Here is a 16,088-nt window from a genome sequence, read left to right as displayed (position 1 = left end):
TTTCTTAGATGAATGTAAATGTGTCACATAGTAGATACACAACCTGAACATCATACCATAAATTTTTTTGTGAGAAAAAACCTTTCTTCATCAAATAGAGGTTAATGGATTACCAGAATCGACAAGGCTGCAGAGTTTGCACGGATCGCAGCCGAGGAAGTGACTCGACGCTCGCCCGCGGGAAAGCGAGTAGCCCGTAACGGAAAACAGCCTCTTCGAATGTATAAAAATGATTAATCAACACATTTGTCAAACTTTAATCAAACTATTTCTCAATGACAACGAGAAATAGTTTTTTTATGATAATATTTTGGTTTATATGTTGTTTTGTTTTGTTTATATGTTTATTTTTACAACTTATTAATGAAAATACAACATCTAATTAATAATTGGGCATTACAATGTGTATCAGGAGGTGACATGAATGCAAATAAAATTTTCAAAGGCTGTGTTCTTTTTATTACCGGTTGGAATACCTCTTACACTCTTTTGGATTATTCCGAATTTGTTTAGTTTAGGTATTAGTTTTACAGACTGGGATTTCATGACAAACGATTTTCATTTTGTTGGTTTAGATAACTATTTCAATTTGTTTACCCAGTCATCGTTTAAGCAGGCATTGCTGAACACTCTATATTTTGGAATTGGGACAGTTATTCCAACGATTGTATTAGGATTAGGTTTTGCTTTGTTCTTTAGAAAAAATTTCAGAGGCTCTGCCATTTACAAATTGATGATTTTTTCGCCATGGGTAACACCAACAGTAGCTGTATCGATTGTATGGTCACTTCTTTATGAACCGAAATTAGGTGTTATCAATACGGTGCTAGGCTTGGTAGGGATACCTGGATTGGATTGGCTTAAGAGTAGTGAAACCGCAATGCTAGCAGTCATTATTGTAACGGTTTGGAAACTAGTTGGATGGACAATGATTTTCTATATTGGAGCGCTCGAGAAGGTACCTGATAGCTTATATGAAGCGGCAAGTATTGATGGAGCTAATGCATGGCAGAAGTTTCGACATGTAACACTTCCGATGGTTTCACCAACAACTTTTTTCTTAATTGTTGTGAATACGATTGTATCGCTGCAAGCATATGATCAAATTAAAATCTTAACACAAGGTGGACCGAGTGGTTCGACAAGAACATTACTCTATTTATTCTTCCAACAAGCGTTTGAACAATTTGATATGGGATACGCGACAGCCATCGCATTTATCATATTAATTATTACAATCCTACTATCGTTTATAAACAAGATAATAGGTGACAAGTGGGTGAATTATTAAGACATGAGTAATCATAAAAAGACACCGATTATTTTAAAGCATCTCTTTTTAGCTTTATCGAGCATGTTGTTTGTCTTTCCTTTTATTTGGATGATCCTTAGTTCGTTTAAAACATCCAGTGAAGTACTACAAGGTGGTTTTTGGCCAAAAGAATTTCATTGGGAAAATTATCAAGAAGTATTAGGAGTCATTCCTTTTCACACGTATATATTTAACAGTTTCTATACTTCGTTGATTATTACAATCTATGTTCTTATTTCGTCAGCGCTCTTTGCCTATATGTCGGCATTTTATAAATTTAAAGGGAAAGAATTAACGTTTGGCGTAGTCATGGCAACATATATGATTCCAGGCGCTGTATCGTATGTTCCTGTGTATGTGATGTTAGCAAAAATGGGAATGTTAAATACTCATTTTGGATACATTATTTCTTTATCGGTTAGTGTATTTGGGATTTTTTATTTAAGACAAGCGTTCCTTAAAGTGGGTCATGAAATCGTAGAAGCAGCCAAGATTGATGGAGCAAGTGATTGGAAGATTCTTTGGAAGATTGTCTTCCCGATGACACGATCTTCATTTGTGACACTAGGTTTAGTGACATTTATTGAAAACTATAATAATTATATTTGGCCAGCGCTAGTATTAAAAGATAACGATAAAAAATTGATCACTAACGGGATTGCTGATTTCTTCATCAATAGCTCATTAGGCAGGGATTGGTCACACATTATGGTTGCAAGTACAATCGCAACAGTCCCACTCTTACTTGTATTTTTAGTATTACAAAAATGGTTCCTCTCAGGTGTTTCTGATTCTGGAATAAAGGGTTAACTAATTTTAAAGGAGGCAGTTCATGATGAAGAAATTAATAGCGCTCTTTATGGTTGTAGCATTATTTGTTGGTGTACTTGCAGGTTGTTCTGGAGGAGAAGGAAATACAGTTAAGGTAACTAAAGAAGGGGATAAAATCGTTGTCCCATTCATTAACGGAGTTGGGGGATCACTTGCTGATCGTTTAGATAAAATTGTGATGGATTTCAATCAAAGTCAGGACAAGTACGTTGTAAAAACGACAAAAGCAGGTAGCTACGATGAGTCTTATCAAAAGCTTCAAAGTGGATTTGCGGCAAACAATCAAGAAGCTATTGCTTTACTAGGTTCAGACGTTATTCAAAACTATATTAACAAAGAGCTAGTTGTACCAATCGATACATTTATAAACAATGATAAAGAATTAAAAATAGACGATTATGGTAATGGGTTTGTTAGTCAAGCAACAGTTGGTGGGAAATTATATGGAATTCCTCTATATGGTACAACACAGATTCTTTATTATAATAAAAAAGGATTAGAGGAAAATGGTTTTACTACAGATGACTTAAAGACATGGGAAGGAGTAGAAAAGGTAGCCAAAAAAGTATCAAAACGTGATGAAAATGGAAACGTTAAATACGCAGGGTGGATGCCAATTTGGGGTACGACAAACTTAATTGATTCGGTTCGAAGTGCAGGAGGAAACGTATTAAGTGAAGACGGAACAAAAGTTTTAATTAATGATGAAACATGGGTAAAAGTATGGGATCAATACCGTAAGTGGCTTCATGAAGATAAAATCATGAACATTCATACAGGTGGTACTGGATGGGAATATTGGGATAACACAATTATTGATTTTGTTGAAGGTAGAACGTTAGGATATACAGGTTCATCTGGTGACCAAGGATTTGTCTATAAATCGCTAGGTGAGGGAATGAATGAAGCCGAAAGACTAGCTACATTTGGAGCAGTTCCACAACCAGGCTGGGGTGACCATAAGCCAGCACCTAAATTAGAAGCTTATTTTTTAACAGTAACTAGAAATACCGATCCAGAAGTAGCACAAGGTGCATATGAGTTTATGAAATTTGCGACAAGTACTGAGAAAACAGCTGAATGGTCAATGGAAACAGGTTATATCCCTGTTCAAAACAATGTTACTGATTATAAGCCTTATGCTGATTTCGTGAAAAAACAACCGCAGGCGTTAGTTCCGTTAGAGCAAGCGAATAAATATGGTGTTTCGCCATTTATCGATCCAACTGGTGGAAAAATCTATGATGCATTAGATATAGCGAAAGATAAAGTAGAAATCGAAGGAATCTCTGCAAAGGAAGCATTAGATGAAGCAGCGAAAATTGCTCAGGAAGAATTAGATAAAGTTAAAAAGAAATAATAAACTATTCGAAGAGAAATGGAGGTACTTCTCTTTTGAATAAAAGAAGTACCTTCTTTATTTCGTGAAATGGTCTAATAGAAAGAGAATAATAGGCTTTTAGGAGGCGAAGAAGATGAAGAAAGGAATCATTTTCGATAAGGATGGAACATTAATACAGCTCGATACTGTTTGGTACAAAATCGTTGATTGTGTACTTAATGATATATTTCAAAAGTTTCCGAATGAAAAGAATAGACGAGATGAATATATGCAGATTATTGGAATGGACAATAATAATTTTGAGAGTACGAGTTTACTAGCTAGTCAAACAAATTCTTTTATTGCTGCTGCATGGTTTTCAATATTGAGAGAAAAAAATATTAAAAAAGGGGAATTTATACACGATGTTTGTGCATCATTCAAAAAGCATTCTACATCAGATGACCTCGTATTCACAGAAGTAGAAGGTGCACAAGAAACATTAAAGTATTTAAAAGATCATGATTATATTATCGGTATTGTGACTGCAGACGATGTTGATGCAGCTGTTCATTCGCTTAAAATGACTAATCTATATGAGTATATAGATTTTTTAAGTGCAGAGGATGGAATCAATAAACCTAAACCTAATAGTGATTGTTATCATATTTTCAAAGATAAATTCCTACTGAATGATGAAGAAGTTTTAATGGTAGGTGACACGTTAACTGATATTCGATTTGCACGAAACAGCCATATTGAAGTAGCGGGGGTTCTTTCTGGTGCATGCAGTAAGGAAGATCTAGAAGGAAAAGCAGACTATATTATCGATAGTGTTAAAGACATTCAGAAAATTTTATAATACATTGTTATTTATTGAGAGAGAGCTAGCTAGCTACAAGCAATGATTAAATTGATTACGCAGAAGGTGAAACGGATGAAATTAGGATTAGAAACGGAAACCTATCATTTACTTTTTCAAAATGGTCGAATGGATATTTTTGATTTTATTAGAACAACAGCGGAACACGGTTTGGATGGGGTAATGATTAATGTCATTGCTTATCCCGGCGATAAATATTTACATCCTAAGTGGGGTGCTCTTGGCGGCGCTGAACCTGATCATTTAGAGAAGGTGCGTAAGGAAATTGAAAAATATGGATTGTACGCAGAGATGGACGCAAGAGGAACAGAACCAGAGCATTTATCAAAGGTTATTGAAGTAGCACATAAAATTGGAGCGGATGTGATTCGGACGTATTGCTGTCCAGGGATATATGAGAAAGAATTACTAGATCAAGCCCCAAGCAATATAAAAAAGGTTGTGCCACTTTTAAAAAAATATCGCATTAAATTAGCTGTTGAAAACCATGAGGAAGAAATAGCTGACGAAATTATACAGATTGTAAATGAAGTAAACAGCTATTGGGTAGGAGCTCATTGTGATTTTGGAAATTCAATGATGGCATGGGAAGACCCAGTGGAAGCAGCAAGAAAGCTTGCTCCGTATACGTATACAACTCACTTTAAAGATCATATTATCATCGAAGCAAAAGATGGTTATAAAGTGTGCGGCGTTCCGGCAGGACAAGGAAATATCGATTTAGACGAAATCTTTAAAATTATGGTGGAGCATTCTCCATTAACAAGAATTAATATCGAAATGTGCTATCCGTATGTAGCTCGATTTAAAAGGGAAAAAGGTACAGGAGGTGTTTTTGAAGTAGGAGAAGGTGCGTTTAAAGTGGAGAATCCTCCATTTGATCGAAATGTGATCGAGCCAGAAAATTATTACTACCCTCCTGAAGAACATTTAGAAGAGCTGATTGAAAAACAAATTCAAGGTGCTGAACAATCGATTAAACATGCATTAGAGTTTAGAGATAAGTATTGTAGATAACGTTAATTTTTAGGCACATCACCAAAAAATTTGGAATCATATTTGTTAAAACAAATGCAATGTCTATAAGTAGATCTTCGTTACGGCTGGGCGACTCCTTTGGGATAAGTAATAAAGGAACGAAGGCTAAAACCATCACTTCCTGTGATAACGCCTTCGTGACCCACATCGTGTAGGCCCAAGCGGCTCATCGGACGCCCCCAGGAAGCTTTGCACTGTGCGAAAGCGTAGCGACAGCAACAACAAAGCGCCCAGCTGGAACGGAAATCAACCCAACATTATGGTAATGAGCTAATTTTAACTTGAAAATTACAATATTAGGAGGCAATGATGGCTCAACTATTATTCGAGCATATTTATAAAAAATATGATAATGATACAACAATCGTAAAAGATTTTAACTTAGAAGTGAATGATGGAGAATTTATCGTTTTTGTAGGGCCTTCAGGGTGTGGAAAATCGACGACATTACGTATGATTGCAGGGCTTGAAGAGATTACAGATGGAGACTTTTATATCGATGGAAAGCGGATGAATGATGTTGCACCTAAAGATCGAGATATCGCAATGGTCTTCCAAAATTACGCTCTTTATCCACATATGACGGTATTCGATAATATGGCATTCGGTTTAAAACTTAGAAAGTATAGCAAAAAGGAGATTGAGGAACGTGTAAAACATGCAGCGGAAATCCTTGGGCTTGAGCAATATTTAGAGCGAAAACCTAAAGCACTTTCCGGTGGACAACGTCAGCGTGTGGCATTAGGACGTGCGATTGTTCGGAATGCAAAAGTTTTTTTAATGGATGAACCGTTGTCAAACTTAGATGCCAAGCTCCGTGTTCAAATGCGTGCCGAAATTTCGAAATTGCACCATCAGTTGCAAACAACAACTATATATGTTACCCATGACCAAATCGAAGCGATGACGATGGCTTCACGTATTGTTGTGTTAAAGGACGGCATCATCCAACAAGTGGGTACACCTAAAGAAGTTTATGATAGGCCTGCAAACGTATTTGTAGGAGGTTTTATTGGCTCTCCGGGAATGAATTTCTTTAAAGGAACATTAACAGAAAGTGCATTTATAGTTGGCGATTGGCAGCTTCAGGTACCAGAAGAGAAGCTAGAGTACTTTAGAAATAACGGCTATATGAATAAAGAAATCATCTTAGGTATACGACCAGAAAACTTCTATAATGGTCAAACCCCTTTAGACGTATCCTATCAAACGAAAGTAACGGTCAATATTGAAGTATCAGAATTAATGGGATCAGAAACTTATCTCTATTCGAAAAATGATGGTCAATCCTTCGTTGCACGTGTTGACTCCTCAACAGATGTGCATAGCCAATCAAAGATAGACCTTATGGTGAATATGGAGAAAGCTCATTATTTTGATGCACAAACTGAAAAAAGAATAATTTTATAGAGCCTCCAATATTGAAGATAGATTTCTATAGAAGGATATAAAAAAAGAGATTTAGGCTTATTTCTAAATCTCTTTTTGTTATGTTGAAAAATAAAATGGTCAAGGAAATCTTTGTGAAGTAAGTTGATTGGAGTGGAGACTGAGCGGCTCATTGGACGCCCCCAAGAAAGCGCTCAGTCGGAACGGAAATCAACCCCTCGTTTTGCCGAAGAGCCATACTTTATTTAATAATTTTATTGGCATAATAGTTTTCAACAACATAAAAAGAGAAAGTTCTCAGTACATCATAACTTTTGTGCAAAATGATGTTATTGAATGAGGCCTCTACGTAATGCTTCGGCAACTCCTTGGACACGATTGAATGCATCAAGTTTGCGAATGGCAGAACGAACATAATCTTGGACAGTAAACTCACTAATACCAATAGATGCTGCCATCTCCAGTAAATTATCCTAACAATCAAATGTTTCATTTTTTTCTATACATATTTGAATTTGACAACTATAAGATTCTGTATTAAAGAAATCGTTATATAACTCCACTTCAATGAAGCTTTTTACCTTTAAATTATTGTCTTTTACATATTTAATTATTTTATTTCTACGCTCCTCTTCGTTTTCTTTACTATAAGCTATCGTTAAATACTTTCCTTTTGGTAATATTTTCGTATTATGTGCAGCTTTTAAAGTGGCATTTCCTTGAAGTTTACTAAAAACATACATTGGTACTACATAAGACTCTGCATTAACGTTGTAGAGGATCCCTCTTTCAAGTGACATTTTTCCGCCTTTATCTTGAATGCTTTTCTCTAAGTCTGAATAGTATAGTAATTCCTGTAAACTTCCTACTTCATTACAAGGTGCTACAACTACAGAACGTTGTTCAAAGAACTGAATAGAGATCTCGTCATTAATTAATATTTCCTTAGAAGTCTCTACCTTCATATTTAAGTTATCAATGGTTTTGATGACTTCCTGCATTTTCTTTATTTTTTCTTCTGCTTCATATTTTTTTAATTGTAAAAATGCTAGTAATTCATTAGTATCACAGTTCTTAAAAATATCTTGAAGTTCGACGATACTTGTGTTCAACTCTCTGCAGCTTTTAATAATATCTATATGAATAAATTGATCTATAGAATAATATCTATAACCGGTTGTTTCATCAATATTTTTTGGAATGAGAATCCCCATTTTGTGATAATATCTTAATGCTTTTATTGTAATATCTTTCATTTTCGAAACTTCACCAATAGAAAATAAATGTTGCACCGAAATCACTTCCTTTATATATTTCCTTACAGAATTGTTGACTCTCCTCTTAGGGGAGACCTTATGATCATAATAAGGTATTCACAAGAAATACTAAATAAATTTACTTATAAAACAGGGAGTTTTTAAACATGGAAAAAGTAATATACAGAAGTCTAGTTAAAGAAGATTATGAATCCGTTAAAGATTTGATTGGTGAAGCATTTGGTTTCAATGAATTAATTAAGGATAAGAAATTTTTAGATACTGTATTAACCATCTATCTACAAGGTTGTATTTTAGAAAGCTCATTTAGCAAAGTAGCAGAAAAAGACAATAAGGTGATTGGTATTATTTTGGGTGATTCAAAAAAAGACAAAAACCGTTTAAAGAAAGCTCATAATATTTTCAGTCTTGCCTCTTCCATGCTTAAAGCACTCATGGCTAATAAGGAAAATAAAAAATTCATGAAAGAGTTTGGAAAGGTTCAAGAGGCATATAAAGAACTTATAAACGGAATAGAAAATGATTTTCAAGGTTGTATAGAATTATTTATTGTTTCGGGGGAATCTAGAGGTCTTGGGGTTGGAAAGGCTCTAATGAATCATTTGTTTAATTATATGGAAAGTATGGATGTGAAATCTTTATATTTATATACAGATACTAGATGTAACTATGGATATTATGATAGTCAAAACTTCGATCGTATAGATGAAAGAGAAATTCAATTTGATTCAACGGGAGAAAAACTTAACGTATTTTTATATGGTTACAGATTTTTAACTAATAGCGATAAGGAGCTGGACAATGTGCTTGGGACCAATGCTAAATAGTTGTCATGTACCATAGAAACTACATTAAGCATAAAACAAGCGTACACCGTATGACAGGTGTGCGCTTGTTTGGGGTTGTTTTAACTACTTGGGGAATAGACACACGTCTTAACAAATGTCATCCACAACTTTTAGTGAAGAGCCCATATAATCTGTTATTAGTTACATGTTCGATTAGTTTGTCTAGTTTCTGTTTTTTTGTAGTAAGAGAAGAATTAAATTGTAGATAGATCCGTTCTTGTGCAAGGTTGAACGCTCCCATACGACTCTTTCAATTGTTGTAATGACCGGGAATGATTATTGAAAACTATTGTCACTAATCATTGAGACCAAAGTGTTGCACTTGGGTGTACAAGTGTCGACCAAAGCTATATTAATCCATTTTTATTAATAGTTAGATTTGGGAAGTGCATCTTCCCATTTACTTTTTTTGTCCCTTAATTAGAAGTTTTGTCGAAATCATTTTGCTATTCATTAAAAGTAGTATAATTCATAAAAATAGTAGGCGTGTTGATTGGGGAAAAATAGGTTTATATTGAGCAAAAAAAGGATTTAATAGAAAAGTTAACGGATCAAGCGATATTTTCCTAATTGGCAAAGTAATAAACAAAATTATCTGAAAGTGCGTAAAAAAAATAAACAGTAAGTGAGGTAGTCTATGGGCTTTTTCAAAAAGAAAAGTAATTCTAAATTACATTCCAATTCTATTTCAACTAGCCAAATGCTGAAGACAGGTTCAACAAATGTATTAAAAACAAATCTTCAAGAAAATATACAAAGAATAAAAGATTCCCTTGGGAAAAGCTCGGATATTATCATTCGAGAAATTCGATTTGGAAAAGAAGAAACTATTAAAGCCGGTATTATCTATACAGATGGATTAACCGATACTACCTCATTACAAAATTTTATTTTAGAAACGCTCATGCTAGATATCGAAGGGACCGAATTACAGAAAAAGCTGTCTCCTGATGAAAATTTGATTAGCGTATTAAAAGATTCTGCTATGACAGTAGGAGAAATTAAAGAACTAACAAATTTTGAAGCACTTTTTACTGGACTCTTATCGGGGGATACGATTATTTTAATCGATGGATATGCCCAAGGTTTAATCATTTCCAATAAGCATTGGGTTGAACGGGGAGTAACGGAAGCAACAGCCCAGGTGGTAGTAAGAGGACCCCGCGAAGGATTCTCCGAAAATTTGCGTGTCAATACCGCCTTAGTCCGTAGAAGACTGAAAGACCCAAATCTCTGGATGGAATCAAAAGTTATTGGAAAACGCACGAAAACGAATGTTGCCATGATGTATATTAAAGGAATTGCGAATGACAAAATAGTGAAAGAAGTCCGTTTACGTTTGGATAAAATAGATATTGATGGAATTCTTGAAAGTGGAAATATCGAGGAATTGATTCAGGATACACCTTATTCACCTTTTCCAACCATATACAATACAGAACGTCCGGATACAGTAGCTGCAGCATTATTGGAAGGACGCATAGCCATTTTGGTAGATGGAACACCATTTGTCCTTATTGTTCCAGCATTATTCATACAATTTTTTCAATCTTCAGAAGACTACTATCAAAGTGCGGGTATTTCAAGTCTTATTCGAATCCTTCGTTTTTTTGCATTTGGGATATCAATGCTTGCACCTGCATTATTTATTGCGGTCACAACTTTTAATCATGTAATGCTACCTACTGGATTCCTTATAAGTCTGGCAGCCCAACGAGAAGGTGCTCCATTTCCGGCATTTGTGGAAGCAATCATAATGGAAGTCACCTTTGAAATCTTGCGTGAAGCAGGTTTAAGAATGCCACGAAGCATCGGTTCAGCCATTTCTATTGTAGGGGCATTTGTAATTGGAACAGCAGCGGTTGAAGCAGGCATAATCTCTGCTGCGATGGTAATCGTGGTTTCAATAACCGCCATTTCTAGTTTCGTTTCGCCAGCTTACAACATAGCTATCTCTGGCAGGATACTACGCTTTGGGTTTATGGCAATAGCTGCTTCTTTTGGTTTATTAGGAATAACGATTGGTTTAATCGCACTACTTCTGCATTTATGTAGTTTGCGTTCTTTTGGTGTGCCTTATATGTCTTCACTAGGTCCATTTAATCTTTCCGATCAAAAGGATACGTTTATTCGCTTGCCTATATGGAAAATGTTTACTCGACCTCTTCTAATCAATCAACAAAATATCGATAGGCAACAAGATTTAGCCTCTGCAAAACCAGAACCACCAAAAAATAAGGAGTCTGAAGGGGGTTAAACGATGAAAAAGTGCATGTTTATTTTCCTGATAATTCTTAGCCCCATTCTTACGGGGTGTTGGGACAAGAGGGAATTAAATGAGCTTGGCATTATGTTGGCAATGGGAATCGATAAAGTAGAAGATGAATACAGAGTAACTGCTCAAGTGGTTGTACCTTCGGAAGTATCCATGAAAACAAGTACTGGGCGTACACCAGTCATCCTGTATCAGGAGAACGGAGAAACGGTATATGAAGCCTTACAAAAAATTACAAAGGAATCGCCCCGGGAAATGTATACTGGACATCTTCGAATGCTTGTGCTTGGTGAGGATTTAGCTGAAGAAGGCATCGCCAAATCCATAGAGTTATTGTCAAGATATTGGGAACTTCGATCTGATTTCTATGTTGCTATTGCTAAGGATAAGACCGCAGAGGAATTGCTGAATGTCAGAACAACGATTGAAAATATACCCGCCAATGAAATGTTTAACACGCTTAAAACGCCAGAAGCTACCTCGACTTCAACAAACGGCTTCACATTAGATGAGTTGATAGCTAGTCTTACAAGTGCTGGAAAGGAATCTGTATTAACAGGGGTTCTAGTAAAAGGAGAACTAGAAAAGGGATCAAATAAACAGAATGTGGAATCGATTACTCCTTCTGTGCAAATTAAATATGATGATTTAGCAGTGTTTAAAAAAGATAAACTGGTGGGCTGGTTAACTGAACGCGAAAGCAGAGGGTATAATGCCATCCTCAACAAAGTGCATAATTCTGTATCTGCTATATCTTGTCCTAAAGGGGGAAAAGCCACTTTAGAGATTATTCAATCGGATGCTAAAATAAAAGGCAAAATAAACAAAGGTAAGCCTGAAGTGGATATCGATATTAAAGTAAAAGGAAATGTTGAGGAAGTAGAGTGTCAAATTAATCTAAATGACCAAGAAACAATTGCTGAGCTAGAGAAGAATACTGAAAAACAGTTAGAAAAGACCATTAACCTGACCATTGAAACGGCACAAAAACAATATAAGTCAGACATATTTGGATTTGGTGAAGCCATTCATCGATCTAATCCGAAAGAATGGAAAAAGATCAAAAAGCAGTGGGATGAGGAATTCTCTGAGATGACAGCGAATGTTAAAGTAGACGTAAAACTTGTGCACACGGGTACAGAAGGTAATTCCTTCTTAAAAAAGATAGAGGTTAAATAATCATGATAAAAACTATGGGAATATTTCTGATTGCAGCAGTTATTCTGTGGATTGAAGTTCCACCTCTCTTAGAAAAAAAATATAAAAAAGAGTTACTTGTATTTTTAATTCTTCTTGCAATTGGGGTAGGTCTAAGTATTACACTTTTTGGATTTGAAAAATCTATTCCAAATCCATTTGATTTACTCACTTTTATTTTTAAACCACTTAATGACTTAATTTCTCTTTTGTTGAAATAAAAGCACAGTGTAGAGGGGAAGGCATGATATGAGATGAAGCAAGACGTTAAAATAAATTCGTACCAATTTCTAGTTTTAGTTATTTTATTTACGATTGGTACGAGCATCTTAACTGTACCATCAGCATTAGCAACCGACGCAAAGCAAGACGCCTGGATTTCCACTATTATTGGTACGGGAATCGGTTTATTAGTCATATGGCTATTCATCACTATAGCAAATTGGTTCCCTCACCTCACCTATGTCCAAATCATTGAAAAGTTATTTGGAAAATGGATAGGTAAAGCCTTTGCTGCTTTTTTTGTATTTATTTCTCTTCTTTTTGCTTCAGAGCTTTTGTATTATTTTGGGATATTTCTAAACATCCATATGCTGCCGAATACTCCAATGGTAGTCCTTAATATTCTTATGGCAGGGATTGTGGTGATGGGCGTCCGTCTTGGATTGGAAACCTTCGCTCGTACTGCAGAAATCCTAATTGTCGTGTTCTTCGTCTTTTTTTTCATTTTAGTAGTGTGTATTTCACCTGAAATAAAGTTTGAAAACATACAGCCTGTATATGAGATGGGGACAAAAAAGATCGTTCAATCATCCATGTTTTATGTTATAGTTTCTTCAGTTGATGCCGTTGTTCTCTTAATGATTTTCCCTTCCTTTATTAACAAAATGAAACAAGGTAAAAAATCTTTTTTAATTGGAAACTTAATAGGCGGCATCGTCATCATCGTTATTACATTTTTATGTGTTACAGTATTAGGTGTTGAGAAAACTGCAGGAGAGATTTATCCAAGCTATGAATTGACCAAAAAGATAAATATCGGGAATTTTATACAGCGTATTGAGGGATTAATGGCATCACTTTGGATTATCACTCTCTATTTTAAGACGACCCTTTATTTTTACAGTTCCGTTTTAGGGATGGCACAAATCCTGAATATGAAAGATTACCGCCCTTTAACATTGCCGTTAGGCATGATTGCCGTTATCCTTTCTCTCGTGATTTATCCGAATATTATTTATCAAAAACATTTTGACGATACAACGGGTAATTCTTTAACATTATCAATCGGACTGTTTTTACCTCTTTTGTTGATAGTCGTATATGCAATACGAAAAGGATTGAAAAAGAAAGAAAAAGAAATAAACGAATAGATAATTATTTTGAAAAATCTATAGATAAACCTCTAATAGATAAACCTTTAATGTGCATAAAAATATAGATAGAAACTCTATCATACATAGAGAATATAGATTTGAAAAATATGCAGTATTCACTTGGAATGAAAACTCTGAAAGGACGAATTCCAGGTTCTTCAAAGCACAATTTAAATTAGGAATTTATTTCCTGTTTTACTTGTGTTTTTTATTTCGCCCCTTATACTCGGCCAGTATAAGGGGCGTATAAGTAGCTTGACAAGGAGCCTCTATGAGCATAATTCTTTACGCCAAAAAGCCAGCTAAATAGGGCTTGCTTCGCCAAACGAGGCTATCATGCCCATCTCTCCATATCAAGTTCTTCTTCGTTGCAATGATTGGTAATCGCCCCTTAACCCCTTATCAAATTTGTCCGAGTAAGTATAGCCTATCCACTATCTCAAACACATCTGCAATGCATATGTTTTATTATCCCGTGGGGCAACGTTGTTTTGGCAATTGTAGGGTGATCTTTTTTAACTCAAAAACCAAAAAAATGGCGCTAACCAATCACCATTCCAATCAGTTATCTAAATTTGGTCTACTATTTATTTGTATACGAGTATACATTGTCTAACTAATGGTAGACAGGAATTTAAAGCGTGCGAGAGACTATCGATCCGATTGCGCAGTGCATGAACTCGTTCCTCATCTCCAAATTTGGGAGGAACGTTCCTGTAAAATCGCATTGATAATTTTTCGTTTGGCGACCTGGAATTTAAGGTTTTACTAGGAATCTGATTCGAGAGAACATCATCGCTTTATTAACAACGTGGATTAGTTAGAACGCCGTATGCGATGAAAGTCGCACATACGGTGTGAACAGGGGGAAAAGCCAGCGATAACTTCAAAGGCTTACCTAGCTGTATTTAGAAGGACATTCAATCAATAAAAAGAATAATAAAATATAAGATCTATGTTCTTAGGAGGAGAAAAATGAAAAAAACATTGATCATTATTAGTATAGTTTTACTTATAATTTTAACAGCCTGTAATTCCTCTTCTTCAAAAGTAGTTGATGACTATGATACAAGCCAATTAAGTGCTGATTTTGGTGACGATGAAGCTTATGAAATAGGAGCTAATGCTGATGGAATGCCCGTTTTTAAAAATCATAAGAGAGCATTACAACAAGCTCAAATTGATTATAAAAAAGGGTTTGCTGCCACTGCCAAAGAATATGATTTAAAGCCTATTAGCCAAAAAAATTATAAAGATTATATGACCTATGCTTGGCAACTTGAAACTAAAGATGAAACCGTTGTTCAACAAGGTGTAATGATAGCGAAATTCTTGGATATTTATGAAAATAGTTTTGAATAATTAATGTTACTAATTGAACTAACTAGGCTTTACTTCAATAAGGGGTAGAGTATTTTCTGATCTTCTGTGGTGTAGAGTTGATTTTTGCAGGCTAACGCTGAAGTTTAGTGGAAGAAGAACTTTGGTTTTTCTTCTTCTGTTCAGGTATGTTTGTTCAGATTGATCCATTTTTATCCAATTTGTTGATTATATGCTTTTTGTTAGTAATGATTATTGGAGGCGGAAATCATAAACCAATTTACATTTTATATGAAAAACTTCTTTAAGATAAAAGAAGATTTTAATTAGGCTCTGTAAATATAAATATTGATACGTAAATTGATATTTGAAACCTACCAGAAATCTTAGTATAATCAATTAGAGAACGAATGTTTGGTGTGTAGTGAGGTTGTGCAAAACATTCAGTAATTAAATAAAAGTATATCGGCAATTTGTCAAACATAGAAAAATAATTAGTGTTTCATTTGTAGTAAGACCTTGATCTTACTTAAAATGACAGAACTTATGATAGTGTACGTGTAATCTATTTAGAACAACAATAAGCTAAAAGGGTTGAGCATTGTGAAAGGAAAAGGCTATTTCATAGACAAAGTCAAAAATCAGATTTATAACGATGAAGCATTAGTTTCAAGTGAAATTTACTCTGATACTCCTATGTTACAAGAAATGGGACAAATGATTTTTAATGACTTAGTAGATAAGATATTTATCTGTAATTATCAAACAGAACAACTAAGCAAATTAGAGCAATTATCGATAAATGATGTTAAGTCTGAATGGAATACAAAGTATAAAAATAATATCAGCCTTGATGATGAAGTGTATTTAGGTGATTTCCCTAATGGATACTGCTTTTTTGTTGAACTTTGGGAAAGTGAAAAAGGAACTCTTATTTTGGTGTTATTCCTATATCATTAAAAGTCCCGAAAAGATAAATAAAATAGGTATTTAGTGTTCGGGAAACCTTCACTGATGACTT

The 16,088-nt window shown here is 34.9% G+C and carries 15 protein-coding genes; 13 read left to right on the top strand and 2 right to left on the bottom strand.

The window, feature by feature from the left end:
* Positions 1-424 precede the first annotated feature (424 nt).
* The 6 genes from AMS59_RS02180 to AMS59_RS02150 all read left to right on the top strand — a co-directional run bounded on the left by AMS59_RS02180 (position 425) and on the right by AMS59_RS02150 (position 6,795).
* Complete coding sequence (locus tag AMS59_RS02180) at positions 425-1,291, top strand: carbohydrate ABC transporter permease (RefSeq protein ID WP_053482127.1); 867 nt, start codon at positions 425-427, stop codon at positions 1,289-1,291.
* Positions 1,292-1,294: 3 nt separating this feature from the next.
* Positions 1,295-2,122: a carbohydrate ABC transporter permease gene (locus AMS59_RS02175; RefSeq protein ID WP_053482126.1), complete on the top strand. Its 828-nt coding sequence runs from the start codon at positions 1,295-1,297 to the stop codon at positions 2,120-2,122.
* A 25-nt stretch (positions 2,123-2,147) separates the two neighbouring features.
* On the top strand, positions 2,148-3,503 hold the full coding sequence (locus AMS59_RS02170; protein ID WP_053482760.1) for an extracellular solute-binding protein: 1,356 nt from the start codon (positions 2,148-2,150) through the stop codon (positions 3,501-3,503).
* 115 nt (positions 3,504-3,618) lie between these two features.
* A complete protein-coding gene (locus AMS59_RS02165) occupies positions 3,619-4,326 on the top strand; it encodes an HAD family hydrolase (RefSeq protein WP_053482125.1) in 708 nt (235 codons plus the stop codon).
* Between the two features lie 75 nt (positions 4,327-4,401).
* Positions 4,402-5,364 (top strand): sugar phosphate isomerase/epimerase, encoded by a 963-nt coding sequence (locus AMS59_RS02160; RefSeq protein ID WP_053482124.1) that lies wholly within the window; start codon positions 4,402-4,404, stop codon positions 5,362-5,364.
* Between the two features lie 330 nt (positions 5,365-5,694).
* The gene (locus AMS59_RS02150) at positions 5,695-6,795 is read left to right on the top strand and encodes an ABC transporter ATP-binding protein (protein ID WP_053482122.1); all 1,101 of its coding nucleotides are present in this window, start codon (positions 5,695-5,697) and stop codon (positions 6,793-6,795) included.
* A gap of 308 nt (positions 6,796-7,103) precedes the next feature.
* On the opposite strand, the gene AMS59_RS24740 is transcribed toward AMS59_RS02150, so the two are convergent.
* The gene (locus AMS59_RS24740) at positions 7,104-7,232 is read right to left on the bottom strand and encodes a response regulator transcription factor (RefSeq protein WP_156304531.1); all 129 of its coding nucleotides are present in this window, start codon (positions 7,230-7,232) and stop codon (positions 7,104-7,106) included.
* Between the two features lie 15 nt (positions 7,233-7,247).
* Complete coding sequence (locus AMS59_RS02145; RefSeq protein ID WP_053482121.1) at positions 7,248-8,066, bottom strand: helix-turn-helix domain-containing protein; 819 nt, start codon at positions 8,064-8,066, stop codon at positions 7,248-7,250.
* 131 nt (positions 8,067-8,197) lie between these two features.
* On the opposite strand from AMS59_RS02145, the gene AMS59_RS02140 reads away from it, so the two are divergent.
* The 7 genes from AMS59_RS02140 to AMS59_RS02110 all read left to right on the top strand — a co-directional run bounded on the left by AMS59_RS02140 (position 8,198) and on the right by AMS59_RS02110 (position 16,027).
* On the top strand, positions 8,198-8,878 hold the full coding sequence (locus tag AMS59_RS02140) for a GNAT family N-acetyltransferase (RefSeq protein WP_053482120.1): 681 nt from the start codon (positions 8,198-8,200) through the stop codon (positions 8,876-8,878).
* Between the two features lie 658 nt (positions 8,879-9,536).
* Positions 9,537-11,156 (top strand): spore germination protein, encoded by a 1,620-nt coding sequence (locus AMS59_RS02135; RefSeq protein WP_053482119.1) that lies wholly within the window; start codon positions 9,537-9,539, stop codon positions 11,154-11,156.
* Positions 11,157-11,159: 3 nt separating this feature from the next.
* Positions 11,160-12,353 carry a Ger(x)C family spore germination protein gene (locus AMS59_RS02130; protein ID WP_053482118.1) on the top strand — a complete coding sequence of 398 codons (1,194 nt, stop codon included), beginning with the start codon at positions 11,160-11,162 and terminating at the stop codon, positions 12,351-12,353.
* Positions 12,354-12,355: 2 nt separating this feature from the next.
* Positions 12,356-12,592 carry a hypothetical protein gene (locus tag AMS59_RS02125; RefSeq protein WP_053482117.1) on the top strand — a complete coding sequence of 79 codons (237 nt, stop codon included), beginning with the start codon at positions 12,356-12,358 and terminating at the stop codon, positions 12,590-12,592.
* A 33-nt stretch (positions 12,593-12,625) separates the two neighbouring features.
* The gene (locus tag AMS59_RS02120; RefSeq protein ID WP_053482116.1) at positions 12,626-13,744 is read left to right on the top strand and encodes an endospore germination permease; all 1,119 of its coding nucleotides are present in this window, start codon (positions 12,626-12,628) and stop codon (positions 13,742-13,744) included.
* Between the two features lie 978 nt (positions 13,745-14,722).
* A complete protein-coding gene (locus tag AMS59_RS02115; RefSeq protein ID WP_053482115.1) occupies positions 14,723-15,109 on the top strand; it encodes a hypothetical protein in 387 nt (128 codons plus the stop codon).
* Positions 15,110-15,670: 561 nt separating this feature from the next.
* Positions 15,671-16,027 (top strand): hypothetical protein, encoded by a 357-nt coding sequence (locus AMS59_RS02110; protein WP_053482114.1) that lies wholly within the window; start codon positions 15,671-15,673, stop codon positions 16,025-16,027.
* Positions 16,028-16,088 lie beyond the last annotated feature (61 nt).

Origin of the sequence: Lysinibacillus sp. FJAT-14745, from assembly GCF_001275675.1 — a bacterium.
In the GTDB taxonomy this organism is placed as follows: domain Bacteria; phylum Bacillota; class Bacilli; order Bacillales_A; family Planococcaceae; genus Lysinibacillus.
The sequence above is the reverse complement of the archived record's forward strand: the minus strand, read 5'-3'. Positions and strand labels throughout refer to the sequence as shown.

Excerpts from the sequence above, each read along its gene's own strand:
- AMS59_RS02180 (WP_053482127.1), top strand. The coding sequence starts at position 425 with ATGCAAATAAAATTTTCAAAGGCTGTGTTCTTTTTATTACCGGTTGGA.
- AMS59_RS02175 (WP_053482126.1), top strand. The coding sequence starts at position 1,295 with ATGAGTAATCATAAAAAGACACCGATTATTTTAAAGCATCTCTTTTTA.
- AMS59_RS02170 (WP_053482760.1), top strand. The coding sequence starts at position 2,148 with ATGAAGAAATTAATAGCGCTCTTTATGGTTGTAGCATTATTTGTTGGT.
- AMS59_RS02165 (WP_053482125.1), top strand. The coding sequence starts at position 3,619 with ATGAAGAAAGGAATCATTTTCGATAAGGATGGAACATTAATACAGCTC.
- AMS59_RS02160 (WP_053482124.1), top strand. The coding sequence starts at position 4,402 with ATGAAATTAGGATTAGAAACGGAAACCTATCATTTACTTTTTCAAAAT.
- AMS59_RS02150 (WP_053482122.1), top strand. The coding sequence starts at position 5,695 with ATGGCTCAACTATTATTCGAGCATATTTATAAAAAATATGATAATGAT.
- AMS59_RS24740 (WP_156304531.1), bottom strand. The coding sequence starts at position 7,232 with ATGGCAGCATCTATTGGTATTAGTGAGTTTACTGTCCAAGATTATGTT.
- AMS59_RS02140 (WP_053482120.1), top strand. The coding sequence starts at position 8,198 with ATGGAAAAAGTAATATACAGAAGTCTAGTTAAAGAAGATTATGAATCC.
- AMS59_RS02135 (WP_053482119.1), top strand. The coding sequence starts at position 9,537 with ATGGGCTTTTTCAAAAAGAAAAGTAATTCTAAATTACATTCCAATTCT.
- AMS59_RS02130 (WP_053482118.1), top strand. The coding sequence starts at position 11,160 with ATGAAAAAGTGCATGTTTATTTTCCTGATAATTCTTAGCCCCATTCTT.
- AMS59_RS02125 (WP_053482117.1), top strand. The coding sequence starts at position 12,356 with ATGATAAAAACTATGGGAATATTTCTGATTGCAGCAGTTATTCTGTGG.
- AMS59_RS02120 (WP_053482116.1), top strand. The coding sequence starts at position 12,626 with ATGAAGCAAGACGTTAAAATAAATTCGTACCAATTTCTAGTTTTAGTT.
- AMS59_RS02115 (WP_053482115.1), top strand. The coding sequence starts at position 14,723 with ATGAAAAAAACATTGATCATTATTAGTATAGTTTTACTTATAATTTTA.